Annotated in this window: 16 protein-coding genes; 7 read left to right on the top strand and 9 right to left on the bottom strand. The window is 56.2% G+C overall.

The window, feature by feature from the left end:
• The first annotated feature begins 111 nt into the window (after nucleotides 1–111).
• Nucleotides 112–1539 carry a dihydrolipoyl dehydrogenase gene (lpdA, locus tag ACZCED_RS02225; protein WP_464860129.1) on the top strand — a complete coding sequence of 476 codons (1428 nt, stop codon included), beginning with the start codon at nucleotides 112–114 and terminating at the stop codon, nucleotides 1537–1539.
• A gap of 193 nt (nucleotides 1540–1732) precedes the next feature.
• Nucleotides 1733–1933, top strand: coding sequence for a cold-shock protein (locus ACZCED_RS02220; RefSeq protein WP_462971346.1), 201 nt, complete (start codon nucleotides 1733–1735; stop codon nucleotides 1931–1933).
• Between the two features lie 188 nt (nucleotides 1934–2121).
• Here ACZCED_RS02220 and corA read toward each other — a convergent pair whose 3' ends face one another.
• The gene (gene corA / locus ACZCED_RS02215; protein WP_464860128.1) at nucleotides 2122–3186 is read right to left on the bottom strand and encodes a magnesium/cobalt transporter CorA; all 1065 of its coding nucleotides are present in this window, start codon (nucleotides 3184–3186) and stop codon (nucleotides 2122–2124) included.
• Nucleotides 3187–3504: 318 nt separating this feature from the next.
• Here corA and ACZCED_RS02210 point away from each other — a divergent pair, with 318 nt between their 5' ends.
• The gene (locus ACZCED_RS02210; protein WP_462971344.1) at nucleotides 3505–3762 is read left to right on the top strand and encodes a YgaP family membrane protein; all 258 of its coding nucleotides are present in this window, start codon (nucleotides 3505–3507) and stop codon (nucleotides 3760–3762) included.
• A 49-nt stretch (nucleotides 3763–3811) separates the two neighbouring features.
• Here ACZCED_RS02210 and ACZCED_RS02205 read toward each other — a convergent pair whose 3' ends face one another.
• Nucleotides 3812–4441, bottom strand: a complete 630-nt coding sequence (locus tag ACZCED_RS02205) for a DUF4136 domain-containing protein (RefSeq protein ID WP_462971343.1) — start codon at nucleotides 4439–4441, stop codon at nucleotides 3812–3814.
• A 100-nt stretch (nucleotides 4442–4541) separates the two neighbouring features.
• Here ACZCED_RS02205 and ACZCED_RS02200 point away from each other — a divergent pair, with 100 nt between their 5' ends.
• Complete coding sequence (locus tag ACZCED_RS02200) at nucleotides 4542–6041, top strand: AlkA N-terminal domain-containing protein (protein ID WP_464860127.1); 1500 nt, start codon at nucleotides 4542–4544, stop codon at nucleotides 6039–6041.
• An 8-nt stretch (nucleotides 6042–6049) separates the two neighbouring features.
• Nucleotides 6050–6565 (top strand): methylated-DNA--[protein]-cysteine S-methyltransferase, encoded by a 516-nt coding sequence (locus tag ACZCED_RS02195; protein ID WP_462971341.1) that lies wholly within the window; start codon nucleotides 6050–6052, stop codon nucleotides 6563–6565.
• A gap of 366 nt (nucleotides 6566–6931) precedes the next feature.
• Here the strand turns inward: ACZCED_RS02195 and ACZCED_RS02190 are convergent, their stop codons facing one another.
• The 3 genes from ACZCED_RS02190 to ACZCED_RS02180 form a co-directional block, all read right to left on the bottom strand.
• Nucleotides 6932–7432: an FHA domain-containing protein gene (locus ACZCED_RS02190; RefSeq protein WP_462971340.1), complete on the bottom strand. Its 501-nt coding sequence runs from the start codon at nucleotides 7430–7432 to the stop codon at nucleotides 6932–6934.
• Nucleotides 7433–7600: 168 nt separating this feature from the next.
• Nucleotides 7601–8059 carry a PaaI family thioesterase gene (locus tag ACZCED_RS02185; protein ID WP_462971339.1) on the bottom strand — a complete coding sequence of 153 codons (459 nt, stop codon included), beginning with the start codon at nucleotides 8057–8059 and terminating at the stop codon, nucleotides 7601–7603.
• Nucleotides 8060–8103: 44 nt separating this feature from the next.
• Nucleotides 8104–10668 (bottom strand): amino acid permease, encoded by a 2565-nt coding sequence (locus tag ACZCED_RS02180; RefSeq protein WP_464860126.1) that lies wholly within the window; start codon nucleotides 10666–10668, stop codon nucleotides 8104–8106.
• 350 nt (nucleotides 10669–11018) lie between these two features.
• Here ACZCED_RS02180 and ACZCED_RS02175 point away from each other — a divergent pair, with 350 nt between their 5' ends.
• Nucleotides 11019–11237: a hypothetical protein gene (locus tag ACZCED_RS02175; RefSeq protein ID WP_464860125.1), complete on the top strand. Its 219-nt coding sequence runs from the start codon at nucleotides 11019–11021 to the stop codon at nucleotides 11235–11237.
• 575 nt (nucleotides 11238–11812) lie between these two features.
• Complete coding sequence (locus ACZCED_RS02170) at nucleotides 11813–12280, top strand: cache domain-containing protein (RefSeq protein ID WP_462971336.1); 468 nt, start codon at nucleotides 11813–11815, stop codon at nucleotides 12278–12280.
• 272 nt (nucleotides 12281–12552) lie between these two features.
• On the opposite strand, the gene ACZCED_RS02165 is transcribed toward ACZCED_RS02170, so the two are convergent.
• From ACZCED_RS02165 to ACZCED_RS02150, 4 genes are all read right to left on the bottom strand, one after another.
• On the bottom strand, nucleotides 12553–12837 hold the full coding sequence (locus tag ACZCED_RS02165) for an integration host factor subunit alpha (protein WP_462971335.1): 285 nt from the start codon (nucleotides 12835–12837) through the stop codon (nucleotides 12553–12555).
• 193 nt (nucleotides 12838–13030) lie between these two features.
• Nucleotides 13031–14302, bottom strand: coding sequence for a tetratricopeptide repeat protein (locus ACZCED_RS02160; protein WP_464860124.1), 1272 nt, complete (start codon nucleotides 14300–14302; stop codon nucleotides 13031–13033).
• Nucleotides 14303–14485: 183 nt separating this feature from the next.
• Entirely contained in the window at nucleotides 14486–14887 is a 402-nt protein-coding gene (locus ACZCED_RS02155) for a RidA family protein (protein WP_464860123.1), read from the bottom strand.
• Nucleotides 14888–15832: 945 nt separating this feature from the next.
• On the bottom strand, nucleotides 15833–16012 hold the full coding sequence (locus tag ACZCED_RS02150) for a hypothetical protein (protein ID WP_464860122.1): 180 nt from the start codon (nucleotides 16010–16012) through the stop codon (nucleotides 15833–15835).
• Nucleotides 16013–16226 lie beyond the last annotated feature (214 nt).

Here is a 16226-nt window from a genome sequence, read left to right as displayed (position 1 = left end):
GCTGCATCGATGATAACGCTGAAGCTTCACTACGCGCTCAGCATTGCGAAAACACCGGCCTGGGCAAAAAGATGCCATTTTTGGGAGGACACTGGAAAGCGAGTATTCTCCATGGCTGAAAAGAACACACAAGTGGCTGTCATCGGTGCCGGCCCCGGCGGTTACGCGGCCGCCTTTCTGGCTGCGGATATGGGCTTTACCGTCACCCTCATCGATCCGGCGGAATACCCCGGTGGTGTCTGCCTGTACCGCGGGTGCATTCCCTCCAAAGCATTGCTGCATATCGCCCGGCTAATCCACGAAGCTGCCGATGCCGAAGCCTGGGGCGTCTCTTTCGGCAAACCCAAAATTGACGTCGACCGGATGCGGCAATGGAAAACCGATGTGGTCAAGGGGCTCACCGCCGGGCTGGGGCGGTTGGTGGACCAGCGCAAAATTACCCACACCCGCGCCTCTGCCGTATTCTCGGACGACCATACCCTGTCGCTGACGGATGCTGACGGAAAAACGAGCCAGCTGGCTTTCGAGCACACCATCCTGGCCACGGGCTCCCGCTCCTCAGAAATAGCGATGTTGCCCACAGACGGCGACCGCATCTGGAATTCGAAGCAGGCCCTTGATCTGGAGACGGTTCCCAAGACGCTGCTGGTTGTGGGCGGCGGCTACATCGGCCTGGAACTGGGCAGCGTCTACGCGGCGTTGGGCTCGGCGGTGACCGTTGTGGAAATGCTGCCCCACCTGCTTGCCGGCGCCGACCGGGATTTGGTGCGCTTCCTGACCAAGACCCTGACGGAGCGGTTCAAAGCAATCCTGCTTAACACCACGGTAACGGCGGCCAACATCCAGAAAAACGGTGTCAAGGTGACCTTCCGGGGGCAGGACGAAAAGTCGCGCACCCAGTTGTTCCAACGGGTGCTCGTGGCTGTGGGCCGCCGGCCCCAAACCGCCGGTCTGGCCTTGGAAAAGGCTGGGGTGTCGCTGGATGAAAACGGGTTTGTCCAGACGGACGACCGGTGCCGGACAACAGCGCCAACGGTATTTGCCATCGGCGACGTGGCCGGCCAGCCCATGCTGGCCCACAAGGCCGCCTACGAGGCGCGCATCGCCGTGGAAAATATCGCCGGAAAAAATGTGATCGCCGATTCCGCAGCCATCCCGGCAGTGGTTTTCACCGACCCGGAGATCGCCTGGGCAGGCCTCACCGAAAGCGATGCCAAGGCAAGGGGAATGGCTGTCGCAGTAACCCGGTTTCCCTGGGCGGCATCGGGCCGCGCCGTCACACTAGGCCGCAGTGACGGGCTCACCAAGCTGATCATCGACCCGGAAACCGAGCGCCTGCTGGGTGCAGGTATTGTGGGTCCCGGCGCCGGGGAGTTGATCGCCGAGGCGACCCTGGCCCTGGAGATGGGGGCCAATGCCACCGATGTGGGGTTGACGATCCATCCCCATCCCACCCTGTCCGAAACGTTCAAGGAGGCGGCCGACATCTTTCATGGAACGGCCACTCATTATTACCGGCCGAAGCGGAACATGAAATGACACGGAATCGGGACTTTTTACGTATTCGTCATATTTAACTTGCATTTATTGTTATGCATGATATGTTTTTCTAGTCATAAAGGACCGTCGCTGTTGGCGGTTCGGTTTCTTTCTCAGGGGTTGGTCCATTTGTCAAAGTGGCACCTGAAGTTTGAAGCAATGATTAAATTTTTATTCGTAGGAGGATGTTAGCATGGCAAATGGTATCGTGAAGTGGTTCAATGACAGCAAAGGGTTTGGTTTTATTGAGCAGGAAGACGGTCCGGATGTATTTGTTCACCATTCGGCAATCAACTCCAGTGGGTTCAGATCTCTCAACGAAGGAGACCGGGTTAGCTTTGACATCGAGCAAGGTCCCAAGGGACCTGCCGCAGCTAACGTGACTGTGGTCTAAGACTTCGTTTTCCAAATTTAAATGGCCTTCCGTTTTGTAAAATCGGAAGGCCATTTTTTTTAACCCTGCATAAAGCTCGCTTACGCCGACTTCCGCCGGCATCTTTCCCAAGGCCCGCCGGGTTGCCCCGACCTTCCGAATTGTTGAAAGTCGTCATCATCGCCGGCAGGACAAGGCAGCGGCCAGAATCAAAACCACTTCTTGCGTCTGAAAAAGACAAGCATGCCGACGATAATGGCCAGGATGACGATCCACACAAACAGGTAGCCCCATCGCCAGGTCAGCTCGGGCATGTGGGTAAAGTTCATGCCGTAGATACCGGCGACAAAAGTGACCGGTATGAAGATGGTGGCGATGATGGTAAGCACCTTCATCACCTCGTTCATACGGTTGCTGATGATGGAGAGGTAAAGATCCTGCATGCCGGACAGGATATCGCGGAAGGATTCGATGGTATCGATGGTCTGAATGGTGTGATCGTATACGTCACGCATGAAAAGACGGGTGGCCGCACCAATGAATTCGACGTCGTCTTTTAGGAAATGCGCGATAATTTCCCGCAGTGGCCAGACCTGCTTTCTCAGGTAGATCAACTCCCGCCGGATGGTGTGAATCTCCGCTAAAATAGAGGCCTCGGGATGGTCGTCAACGGCCTCTTCCAGATTTTCCAGCCGCTGGCCCAGCCGTTCCAGGATGACAAAATAGTTGTCCACAATGGCATCGATAAGCGCGTATGCCAGATAATCGCAACCACCGGAGCGGATCCGTCCCTTGCCTTTCCGGATCCGCTCACGGACCGGCTCGAATACATCTCCGGCGGACTCCTGGAAGGAGATCAGGACATTCTTCCCCAGAATCAGGCTGATCTGCTCCGAAGAGATAAGATTTTTGTTGGCATCATGATGGAGCATCTTCATCACGACAAAGAGATAGTCGTCGAAAGCCTCGGCCTTGGGCCGCTGGGAGGTGTTCAGCACATCTTCCAGGGTCAACGGATGAAGGCCGAAATGCCTGCCGATATGCTCCATGACGGCGATGTCGTGAATGCCGTCGATATTGATCCAGGTCGTGGCCGTCGGCTTCAGACGGGGCAACGCCGCTTCAACGCGGTCCAAAGATTCTTCCAGCAGCGTTTCCGCATCATAGTGCAACATGGAAAGACGGATATCGTCCGTTTTTTTTTCTCCCACGTGGATCAGGGTTCCAGGAGAACTTCCGGCCTTTTTAGACGACTTTCGGGTGAATCGGGACATTGGCGATCCTTTGAAGGGGCAGGGAACCTGAGGCCGGTGGATGAACGGCAAAACCGGCTGAGTGGCCCAGTTGCGTCGGGCTTAATTAAAAATTGGAAACGCCATTTCGTACGGCATATAAATGTTGTTGTCATCCTGGAGCCATGCTGGCGCATCCATTCTTGTCACCCGGTAAAAAAGACTGACACCCGGAGTGTATGGCCATTGTGGACGACTCCATAACCATCTATAAATATATGCAATTTATTTTCAGGAAGTTGGTATTCGTCTTGCTCTACAGACGTGGCAGGCAACTTGAAAAAGTGAAAGGAGCTGCCCATGACATGCAATGTAGGCAAGATCGACCGCATCATCCGTGTTGTCGCCGGTCTGGTGTTCATGGCCCTTGGCGCCGGCTGGTGGAACGGCTTTTATTGGATCGGCGCCGTTGTTTTCCTCACAGCCGTGATGGCCTGGTGTCCTGTCACCGCCATGTTGGGAATCTCCACCTGCAAGGAGGAGGAACGAGAAGCGATCCCCGCTGACACGGTGAGTACCGACAAGGACAAACTGATCCGTGACCGCCGGTTCAAATGAAAACACCCACTTGACGCGGGAACCGAATCGGTATGGGAAAAGGCTGCGATCACTTGGGTTCTGGCAGCAGTCCGTTCTTTTTCAACTCGTCCATGACCGCGTCTACCACCTGTCCGATTGCCTGTCCGGTGGTTTTCGGATCCATGGTCTGCGATTCTCCCACCCAGATCAGCGATTCCGTCTTCACGTCGTATAACCGGGTTTCAAGGCTGATTCGGATGTGTTCACCATAAACAGTGGGCGCATGAACATAATCCCAGGCATAGTTGTAAAACCGATAGTAATCAAGGTCATACATGGGCGAGCGCCGGATAGATCGGCTGAAGACCTCACTTTCCTCCAAACCCACCAGATGAGTAATGGCGACGGTATCGTTGCCATGTTCATCGATGACCGTTAAGATGGCCTCCTTTTGAAGTTTGGTGTCTGCCCCGATGGGCAGCACATCGGCGCTGGTAATCGCCTCGACCCCGGCCGCAGTAAGCCTTTTCATAAAATAGGTTTCGAATACTTCACGAATTTCGGCCTCATCGATAACGGCGATCACCAGGACGTCTTTGACGGGCGTTCCAATGCGATTGTCGTCCACATAAGCGCGGGTCATATTAGTCGTATTCGAGCAAGCCATCATTAATACGATCAACCATGCGGCTGCCATCCGTTGCATGCTCTTTTTCATCTGGACCTCGCCTCCTTTTTTATTAACATGTCCGAAAACGACTTGTCAGCCGACCGAAAACATCCGAATATGTCGCAGAGCATAAAGGGAAATGGCAGTCATGACAATACCGGATTTTCTCCACCATCACTACAGGCTGAATATGAATACCCTAATGGACCGTGCGGCTTGTGATCGTGCCAGACTGGCCCGGGATCCGCGCTTCGACGGCCTGTTTTTCATCGGCGTGAAGAGCACGGGCATCTATTGCCGCCCCATCTGCCCGGCCCGGTCTCCCCGGCCGGAAAACATCGTTTACTATCCCACGGCGGCCGCCGCCGCATCGGCCGGCCTGCGCCCATGCCTGCGCTGCCGGCCCGAGACGGCCCCGGACACACCAGCCTGGAACGGCACATCGGCCACGGTCGCCAGGGCCATGCATTTGATTCGCCAGGGTGCCCTCAACGGCGGTACCGCAGAAGATCTGGCCGCGCGCCTGGGTGTTGGTGCCCGACATCTGCGCCGCCTGTTCAGGCAGCATATCGGAGCCACGCCCAAGGCCATTGCAGACAACCAGCGCCTGCTGTTTGCCAAACGGCTGGTGGTGGAAACGGACATGCCCATTATCCAGGCAGCCTTTGCCGCCGGTTACGGCAGCCTACGACGCTTCAATGCCGTTTTTCGCAAGCACGTCGGCCGCACGCCGTCTCAGCTGCGGGCGAGCCGCCCGCCGGCACGCCCGCGGTCCGATCACGGGTTCAGGTGCTCCCTGACGATGCCCTACCGGCCGCCATACGATTGGGACCGGATGCTGGCCTTTTTCCAGGGGAGGGCCATACCCGGTGTGGAATGGGCGGGCAACGGAATCTACCACCGGACCATCCGCTTGTCGACCGCCCGGGGGACCATCGCTGTGCGACACGCCCGAAAAGGCCACGCATTGGAACTTGATGTGCACATCACGGACAGCCGTGAGTTGATCCGGGTGGTAGGACGGGTAAAGCGAATGTTCGACCTGGATGCCAATCCCCGGGCCATTCACCAGGCCCTAAACCAAGAACCGGTGTTGTCCGAACGGATCCGGAAAGCACCAGGACTGCGTCTGCCCGGATCATGGGATCCCTTCGAAACGGCGGTGCGGGCGGTGGTCGGCCAGCAGATTTCGGTCAAGGGCGCCGTCACCCAACTCGGCCGTATCGCCCACCTGTTCGGCGTACCCTGTGACGCCGGCGGCAAGCTTCATTTGACACGGCTCTTTCCCACTGCCGCCGAGATGCTGGCCGCCGACATGGTCGCCATCGGCATGCCCCGCAAGAGAAAAGAGACGCTTCGACACCTCGCCCAGCGAATCGTTTCGGGATCGCTGCAGCTGGACACGATCGGCGAGCTGTCCCGCTTTGTCGATGCCATGACAAGCATACCGGGCATCGGAGAGTGGACGGCGAATTATGTGGCCATGCGCGCCTTAGGGGAGCCCGACGCCTTCCCCGCTTCGGACCTGGGCATCATAAAGGCCCTCCAGGTGGGGGGCACCCGGCCGACAGTCAGACAGGTGATGACGCGTGCCGACGCCTGGCGCCCCTGGCGGGCTTACGCGGCGATTTACCTGTGGCTGGTATAGGAGGCACAATGATCTATGATTTCCTTCAAACCGATCTGGCCGGCACCCTGATTCTGGCCGGAGACGGGAACAGACTGCGGCACCTGAATTTCATCAATGGAAAACACCCGCTGGCCGTCCAGGCGGATTGGCGGCGGGACACGTCCCATTTCACCTCGCTGAAAGCACAGCTTGCCGACTATTTTGCAGGCAACCGCAAGACCTTCGACGTCGATCTGCTTGCGGAAGGCACACCCTTTCAAATGAAGGTGTGGTCGGCGCTTTTAGAAATTCCTTATGGCCGGGTGGTCTCCTACCAATGGGTTGCCAGGCGTATCGGCAGGCCGGGTGCCGTGCGGGCCGTGGGCGCCGCCAACGGCCGAAACCCGATCTCCATCATTGTTCCCTGTCACCGGGTCATCGGAAAAAATGGCACCCTGACCGGTTACGGCGGCGGGCTTGACGTCAAACAGCGGCTGATCCGGCTGGAAAACCCGGCTCTCCTTTCCGGCGGCCGGTTGAATGCACCCCTGCCTGTCGGGTGATCCCTCACCCCCGCATCCTTTCTCAAGGATTCGGCGCTGCGTTGACAGGGTTTTGAGATGCTGAAAGGAGAATTCAAGCCCGATGGAAAAAAGCAACAGCACCACCCCCAGTTCGGCCACTGACGCAATCGTCCCATAGTTGAACAGCAGCGCCCCCTCAGTGCTGCCGGCCAGCACGCATCCCACGATGGCGCTTTGGCGGAAAATGCTGCGCCAGGATTCCGACCGATTCGGCCGCAAACACAAGGAGAAACAGCTTCATCAACAGGGGCCACATCCTTACGGTCCCCTTTGGTCAGGGCTTTCATCGGTTGGCGGTTTATCCCGACATTGCTCCGATCCTGCAGCAATGTCGGTGAGGAAGGATCAGGGGGTTTGCTCGAACAGCAGATAAATCGCATCGGGGGATTTGAAGTCGACCTTGTATCCCGGACCGATGACGCCTTTGGCGGTCAACATGATTTCTTTTTTTCTGACGGTGACGCCTTTGCGTCCCTCCATTAAAAGATAGGTGCCGTTGGAGCTTTGGTCGGTGAGATAAAACTTTCCATCTTTGTACTCGACTAAGGCGTGCGTACGAGAGACCCGGTTGTTCACCACCTGGATGTCATTGCTCTTCTGGCGACCGATCTCCACGCGAGAGTTGGATTCGTTTACCAGGACCACCACTTTACCGTATTTCAGGATCAGACAGGATCGCGTCACCTTTTTTTTCTTCGACGCGGACGTCTTGAGGGCTTTTGCCTTCAGTCCGTAAAAGCGCAGAAAATCCCCGCACTTCCCGCAGGGGATTTGAGGCTTCGGACCTTTGACGAGCGCCTCGTCAATCGTGTTTTTAAAACCACACTCCTCACAATAGATGATCATGATCGACTATCCGTGGCTGCGGGTGCGAGGACCCCCTGACTCAGGGCAGAACGTTTTCCATATGTGAACGACAAATTGCTATATATCAACTTAAAACCCCTCAACAATCAAGTCTTTTTCACTCATTGAACGGTGCTCATGCGGGGACACGCAATGGGTGCCCAAGCATCAACCGCCCAGGAACTTGTTCACCTTTAGGTCAAGCCCTTTTCCGGGCAGGGCCATCAGGGTCGACGTGCCGTGTGCAACCAGCTTTCCGTCAGCTTCCGTCACGTTGGCCTCGGCATAGCTCAGCCACCGGCCGGCCCGGATGCAGCGGCCGGTGGCGGTCAGCATTCCGCTTGATACCGGCTCCAGGTAATTGAGTTTCAAGTCGATATTGACCAATCCGTCATCGGCGGGCAGCCTGAGGAACGCTGCCCAGAACGTGGCCGTATCGATGAGCGTGGCCAACACCCCGCCGTGGACTATCCCGAATGGCTGAAGATGACAGGTGTCGGTTCTCAGTGAAACCACCGCATGGTCGAAGGCAATCGATTTGAGCTGCATCAGCATATGCGTTGGAAAAGGACTGGCGTTCACCAGGTCGATCAACGCACCAATGTAAGCCGGGTTGGGACTGGGCATAACCATCTCCATATGGCGGTTCAGGCTGGTGAAAAAGGCACCATTTATTTCAGCGGTTCCTTTTCAGATGTTGATCCGGGATTCAACGCATCAATGGTCTTGGCGGCATCATCGGCTTTGACCTTGGCCTTGATCGCCTGTCGATGAGCCTTTTCGGCACCCGATTCGGCATCCTTGATTTCCGCTTTCAGTTCCTCACGGGCATCCAGGGGCACCACACCGGAAACGCCTTTATTTTCCAAGGCGTTGAGCCGGCTATTGAGCATTTCCAGGGCGGTCAGTTTTTCGGCTGCCACCTTTTCTGCAGCCGCGGCTTTTTTACGAGCCGCGTCCAGGTCGTCGGCCGCCCGGGCAATCTGAGCGGCCAAACCCTCTTCGGGGGCCGCATCCAGATCGATGTCCTCTGCGGCCATGACCACTGCAGACACCGGCAGTCGGGGCAGGGAGCGTTCGAATGATTGGCCGGTAGGATCGAGAATGCGGTTTTGCCTGATAGTCAGGGGCAAAAACACAAAGGTCGCATCGGCCGACTGGTGCACGATCGTTTCGGCATCGAAATTATCGACGATTTCGGCGGCCGCATCGATGCGAATGTCCTCCATTATTTTATTCAGCTTCTCCTTTTCGATTTCAATCCGCGTGCCATCGCCCTGCGTCAGCACCCGTAGCGTGGTTTTGTCCCATGGTTCGTTGCGGGTCATCAGGTGTGCCAGCAGCAACATCAGGCGACTAGAGGCATTGCCCTGCCACCACACGTCAATCCGGCGGCCGTCTCGCGGTCGGGACTCCAGCCGGCCCCAGGATTCCGGGTCCATGCGCAGTACCACCAGGTTTTTTCCCTGCCGGAATATCAGCCTCAAGTTCTTTACGTAGGTGTAAGCGCCGATGCCGGAAATGGCTTTTGCGGACTCCCCCATCCAGTTGAGGACCACCGTATTCGGGCGTAGCGGGCCGATGCCCGAACTCTGGATGAGAACCCCCATGGCCTGGGTGACATCCGGCGCACACACGGTAAGGGGAAACATGGCGTAGCTGCCGGAAGCAATGGCTTCGGCCAGCGCCCGGTGGGCCGACTCCTGCACCTTTCTGGCCGCCAGACCGTCACCTTCGATGATCTGCACCGCCTCCGTAAAACCCGTGCCACCCTCGATCCAGGCGGCAAATGCCAGCAGCGGGACGCGGCGCTTGGTATCCTGGGTAAACACCAGCAATTGGGGGCGCCAGTCACGGGCATGCTCAGGATCCGCTCCGGCGGCTATCAGATGATGGCGCACCCGCTGCAGATGATGGGAACGGGCGCTGTCGGCCCACCGGGCCGGGCCGGCGGTTCGCTTGAGATACTGGTACACCGCCAACAACAGGGCAATAGCCGCGGCCCCGCTCTTGAGGTCGATGGCGAGCATGGCGCCGACACAGATGAGGAAACCCGCCAAACTCAGCGGGGGAGAGAACCATTTGAAGCGCGGTCGAAAAGAAGGGCTTTGGGTTCTGGCCTCGAAATAGGTGGCATAGTTGAGCAGACCGTATGAAATCAGGAAAAACATGGAAACCACGCTGGCCACCAGGTTCAACTGCCCCAAGGCGATGGTCACAAAAGCAATGGCGGCGGAGAGCAGCACGCCCCGTCGGGGGTTGCCCGACGGTTGACTGACCGTGGCAAAAGGTGTCAGCACGGAAAAAATACGGTCGGCAGACAAGGACTGCAGGATTCGCGGCGCCCCCATGAATGAGGCCATGGCCGAGGAAAGGGTTGCGGCAATCACACCGGCATCGATGAAAAATCCCACGGCGGAAACGGTTTTCATGGCAGCGTAGTCCGACGACAGGACCTGGTTGGGCAGGGCCCCTGCAAACAGGATGGCCACGGCAAAATAGACCAAAATAGAAATTCCCACGGCCATAAAAGTCCCTAAAGGAATGCTTTTTCCCGGATCCGCCAGGTCTCCGGACATGCTAACTCCCTGGGTGAAGCCGGTGACGGCGGGAAAAAAGATGGCAAAGAGAATCCAAAAGGGGGCACCATTTTCCGGCGATGCCCAGTTGGCCGCCAGCAGCGCCGAATCCCAGCTGCGGATGCCGCCGACGAAAAAAGAGAGCAGTGCGGCAATCAGCAGAGCCATGACAACAAACTGGAAACGGGTGGCCCAGTCCGCACCCAGCCAGGCAAAAATAAAAAGAAACGCCACCGCACCGCCAGCAATCAGTTGAACGGTCAAGGGATGCACCTGAGGAAAAAAGGCGGCCACCGCCTCGGCAAAACCGATGCAGTAGAATGCGATGGACACGCTTTGCGCCAGAAAGAGCACCAGGCCGATGGAGCCGCCGAATTCAAGCCCCAGCGTACGCGAAATCAGGTAGTAATCGCCGCCGCCTTTCACCTTGAGGTTGGTGGCCACGGCAGACAGGGAAATGCTGGTGATCACGCTGATGGCGTTGGCCAGGGCGATGATAACCAGGCCCCGGGCCAATCCGACGCTGCCGACCACATACCCGAGCCTCAAAAAGAGGATGATACCCAATATGGTCAGCACGCTGGGGGTGAACACACCGGCAAACGTGCCCAGTCGACCGGAAGCCGGGGTAGCGTCGGTTGATGACGGTTTATTCATGGATGATGTTCGCTTTCAATGGTCAATCGGTCTGAACGCCGGTCGGTCTGATGGCAAATGCGTCGTCAACGGCTTTTCCCAGCGCACACGGGAGCATCCTCGGACGCCGGTTCCTAAAACCCACGAAGGGTTCGAGAACGGTTATTAAAAACAACCCGTTGGCATCATAGGTGCTTTAGGAAAGAAGGTCAAACAGATTGCCGTGACGCCCATACAGGACAGGACAATGGTGCCATTAGTATTGAGCGCGCTGCCGGGTGTGGACCCGGTGTGTCGGAAAAAGGGTTAAGTTTCCGGCGAGCGAACCGACAATGGAATGTGAAACGCAGCGCCAAAGGATTGGTACCATCATGAGATCGTTGATTACAAAAGGCAGACTCGTCGCAGCGACCATCACCCTCCTTCTTCTCCTCGCCTGTTTTCTGGCAGGTGCCTGGCATGGTTATGATCTGGGATATGTCGACGGGGAAAACCGGGCCAACGGCTGGTGGATCGACAAAAAAACCCACTATTACGAATCGGCCGAGGTCAGAAAAAAGCGAATCCATCTCAAACACAATCATATTTGAGCCGATCTTCGATTAAGGACAACCCCTACGGCACAACGGAAGCACCCAGCCAAAATTACCATCGCACGTGCAAGTTACGTAACCGGCCAGCCGGGACCCATCCTAAGTAAAAATTAATACACTATTATTTCAATTGGTTATAAATTAGGCGCGGTAATTGCTAGAGGAAATTAGTTCGATTTCCAAGAAGCGGGCTTCCAGGCCCTCGTTACCGATCGTTCCTTTAGGTCAAGCAACTGTTTCCACGACCGCGTGTCTTCACAACATGGACAACCATCTGAATTGAACTTGGCTCAACGGGATTGTTCGTTCCGCTGACTCTCCGCCACTGCCTTTCTCTTCTCCGACACGCTGCAACCACAGCTCATCGATCCGTTCGGCCTCCGGGTGTCCGTCATGGCCCATGGAGGCGATGCCTTGCCGGGAAGTCTTATGCTCAACAGGCGGTTTATCGGTACCCGGCCCATTAAACCCTCGATGCAAAAGGAGGTGATGCCGATAGACACCCGTCCACAGACCTTTGATTTACCGTATGGAACCACCATTCATCAACCTATCGAAAGGGAGGAGCGCCAATGAAAAAATCAATCCATACCACTGCCATCGTCTTTATCCTGGTAACCTGTTTTGCCGCTCTGGCATGGGCCGAAGGCGCCACGAAAGAAGAAGTGGTCGCCAAATGCGAAGCGGCGGGAAAGCTGGTCAAGGAAAAAGGCTTGGAAATGGCCAGCCAGACCATTGGAGACAGGGAAGGGCCGTTTGTCTGGAAAGATACCTATGTGTTTTTAATGGACCTGGACGGCAAAATGATCGCACACCCAATCAAACCGGAACTGACTCAGCAGGACAATGTGATCCAGGTGAAGGATACCGACGGAAAGCCCCTGTTCGTGGAGTTCATCCAGGTCGCCGGCGGCAAAGGCTCCGGCTGGGTGGATTACATGTGGCCAAAACCGGGCGAGGAAAATCCGGTGGCCAAGAGCAGCTACATCTATCGGGTGCCCGGCACCCCTTACTTTGTCGGGGCTGGAATTTACAAATAGCCTACTGAAGCCGCCCATTTCGTCTTTAACACGATCTGGACGGTTGGTTTAAAACTGGCGGCAGCGCGAATGCTTGTCGGGCTGTCAACTCGCCTGTGTTTGTAAAAAAGAGCCGGCGCAGAAAACACGCGCCGGCTCTTTTAGTAATCCATGTCGCCAACAAGGATCAGGGAGAAAAACCGGAGGGCGTTTCAATGTAAATGCCGGGTCCTTTTTCATGCCAACGACCATGATCCCATTGTGCAAGGAGTGGGGGATGAAGCTCCGGCTGGTTAATTCCCGTTTACCGTTTTTCTCAGCTTGCCAGAGCACTTGAACGTCACCACCCGCCTGGCCGGAAGGATGGCATCTTCACCGGTAGCCGGATTCCGGCCTTTGCGCTCATTTTTTTTCTTCACGCAAAATTTTCCGAACCCACTGACCAGGACATCTTCACCGGATTCCAAGGAGGCTTTAATCAATTCAAGCAGCGCTTCAACGGTTTCTATGGATTGGTTCTTGGAAAAGCCGAGTTCATTGTAGACCTGTTCCACGATGTCATGTTTCGTCAGTGCCATGTGTGAATCTCCATTTGGAAGTAGGATGAATCCACGTTCGCAAAATTTCCTATTCTTGTCAAGGAGTTGGTGTTCGTTGACCGTCTGGGAGACCTCCTCGGAGGGTCTCCGGGCAAACGGCTTGTCCGCATGGACCCCGAAGTGCGTGATCGTTGGCTAAAATAGCGGGCCGGGTATCGAATCTCGGGATCCGTCATCCCCCCTGCGCGTGGTCGATTGTGCGGTCAGCGTGCATGCGAGTCATCTGATCGGATAACGCCTGGAATCGCCTGGCCTCGGTCTCGTTGCCTGTAGCTTGATAAATCCGGCTGACCTTGGCGTAATACAGGGAAGCCTTCTCGGGCTGTTCCTGGGCCAGGGCGAGGTAGAGCTCTAATACAGCCGTGTCGCGCTTGCCGGCGGCAAAGGACAGATCGGCAACTTTTTCCTTGACCAGCGGATCGATGCGGCGATGACAGCTGTTGCCGTGCATCATGATCTCCTGATACATCCGGCGCGCATGATCCATTTCGTCCAGGGCCTCGTGGGTTCTGGCCAGCGCAGCGGCAATGGAATCGTCCCAGCCATAGGTCGCCAGAAAATCGCGGTAGAAGGTCTTGGCGACGTCGAAGTCACCGGCCTGAAAAAGGGTTTCGCCTTTGAGGACAAATACGGCCAGGGACGCCGCCAAATCACCGGGAATCGAAGCCAACAGGGCGTCGGCCTGATCGAAGTCCTTTTGTTCCCAATAAATTTCGCATAAAATCTGGTAGGCCGGCAAGGTATCCGGATGGTGTTGCAGCAGTGTCTCCAGCAGCTGCCGGGCCTGCTCGGGTCGGTTGAGTTGCAGGCAGGCGGTGGCCAGTTCCAGGGGAATATAGCTGTCCGCCGCATTCCAGGCTTCAAGGGCTCTGGCGAGATAGTCTGCGGCAGCCTCGAAATCGCCGCTGTTCAAGGCGAGGTAACCGGTTTTGAAATCGGGGCCATACCCCAGGTATGCCCGCCTCACCGTATCGGGCAAAGTGCCGCACAGGGCCCTGAAGGCTTCCTCGGGCGACTCAACGCTTGCACGCTCTTCTTCCGGGTCCCGCTCCTCATCCGGCTCTGAATGCGTCCGGAAGATCCGAGATTTAAGAACGGCCTCTAAATCGCGGCGTTGCTGCACCAGGGTTTCTTTCAGGGCGTCATCGCCGGTCAGGGTCAGTGCCAGGGCCACCAGCTCAAGCGCTTCTTCGTGATCGCCGATTGCGGACAGATCCGCCGCATTGTGGTGATGCTCACGGGCTAATGCCTCCCGGGTGCCCGCGATCTTCTTTTCGAGCCGGTTCAGGCTCTCCCGGTCCAGGCCGGCGGCAACAGTCCGTTTCCGATGAGCGCGTTCGTATTCCAGCTTGGCCGCGCCCCAAAACCCGCCCGCGACCAACGCATCCCCTTTTTGTTCGAGCCGTTCGGCAGACGGACCTGAAAACAAGTTGAACCATGCCATCACCGCTCTCCTTTGGTTATGCGCCGCCGTTGCACCGACAACCGGAAACAAAACGGCCTTGTCGTTGTCATGGCCAAAATAGTCGAAACGCCTCTGATTTTCAATTTTAAATGGTTGCGGCCCCGATGAGCGGAAACGCGCTTCGTTGCAAAACCCCGAGGGAAATGCGGTTGCTGCCTCCCCTTAGGGGGTTCCCCGGCCGGAGCGTGGGAGCAGTTCGGCGATGCACTCGATTTCCACCAGCGCATCCAGGGGGTTTTTCTTGACGGAGATGGTTGTCCGGCTGGGTCGGTGGCCCTGAAACCGCTCCGCATAGACCTTGTTCATACCCTGAAAATCATTCATGTCATAAAGGTACACGGTTGTTTTAACGATGTCTTGCAGGCTCAGCCCCACCCCGGCCAGGACGATTGAAAGATTATCCAATACGCGATGGGTCTGCGCTTCAATGGTGGAGCCGGCCAGCTTCATGGTCTTCGGATCCAGCGGTGTCTGGCCCGAACAAAATACCAGATTGCCTGCCTTCATGGCGTGGCAATATGGACCGATCGCATCGGGTGCCTCCTGAACGTGAACGGCTTGCATTGCAGATCTCCTTTTCGGTTTGGTTGCAGAGGATGCCTAACCGTGAGTTCAGTCCATGCTGGCGACTGTGGCAAGGCGACCGATTCCACCATAGGATGAAAGGGTAAGAATAGACAAGGCCCGGTAAAGGGCCTTGTCTTGAGGGAGGAGGAGGAACGTTTGCACGTTGCCATCAAATTAGAGCATTTTTCGTGCCGCTATTGTGAGGTTTTTTCTTTTTCCTTTAAATTCAGTTGACTTTATTCCAATTAGGGCAACAAACGGTCAATGGGTGTCAAACCATTGACGCCCAAGAGCGGTCTGGGTGTCAATAAGGAAAGAGGGGGCAAGACCCAGGGCGCAAAGCCTTGCACGAGTTAGCACGTCAGAATGAGATCCGTTCAGAGACGTTCCGAGCCGTCCGCAAGCAGTCGGGCTGGGAACGGATTCAATTCAAGTCAGCGGGACAGGTTTTCCCTCAGCTGAAATGATATCGGCAGAATCCGTTCCGGCTTTAATTAAAAATAGCGGACGCTGCCGCCGATCTGAGCAGCTGGGCATCCGATTCCAGGACGTTTCGGATATCAGGCCTATCATGGATGCCGCACAAACGATCTGCCGGTACTGGTAAGAGTGGTCCCCTAAATTACATTTGAGCGCCGGTGAAGAATCGACCGTTCGATCGATCCGCAACGGCCCCCTTATCCCCTGAAATCCGGGTATAGCGGTTTCACGCAATCGGTGCATCTGCCATTGCTGAAGTCTGCTTCGGAATGATTGTGAATGCAGCTTTCAATTTGATTGCAATAGCCCTTGTCGTCCCTGATGGATTCGTATTTTTCCTGCATGCTCACCGAATGCCACCATAGCCTCAAAAAGATCATCCGGGGAAGCGTAAAAGGCTACAACCTACGCCAACAAGGTTGGGATCGGCAACTTTGCCCGGCCAGACCCCGGCGCGCAGCCTTATTTGTATCCCAGGGCGACAAGCCCCCAGTTCAGGAGCATAAAAATCAGCATCAGGACGGAAAGCCCTCCCATCAACCATGCCAGTGTTTCGACATCCGGCTTACCTTTCTTGCGGCCCCATCTAAACAGTGCGTACCAACCGTAAAAATAGAGGCCGATTCCAATCGCTTTCCACATATTCCATCTCCTTTGAAGGTCCGCAGGCGTTGCACGTCCCGCTGCCGCTTGATTCTATCCGGGTTTGATGAATCGATGGCACCTCGCAACCATTCATGGCAGCAGGTTAACAGAGCATCTCTTCCCGTGCAAAAAAAAGGAGGCATCCATCCTGCAACCGGCAGGAGAAAAAATGGCCCCGTTGGGCCATACGTGCAGCCTCTCCTTGGTTTGT

Source organism: Desulfosarcina sp., from assembly GCF_055467485.1.
This window is presented reverse-complemented; position numbering and strand designations above follow the sequence as displayed.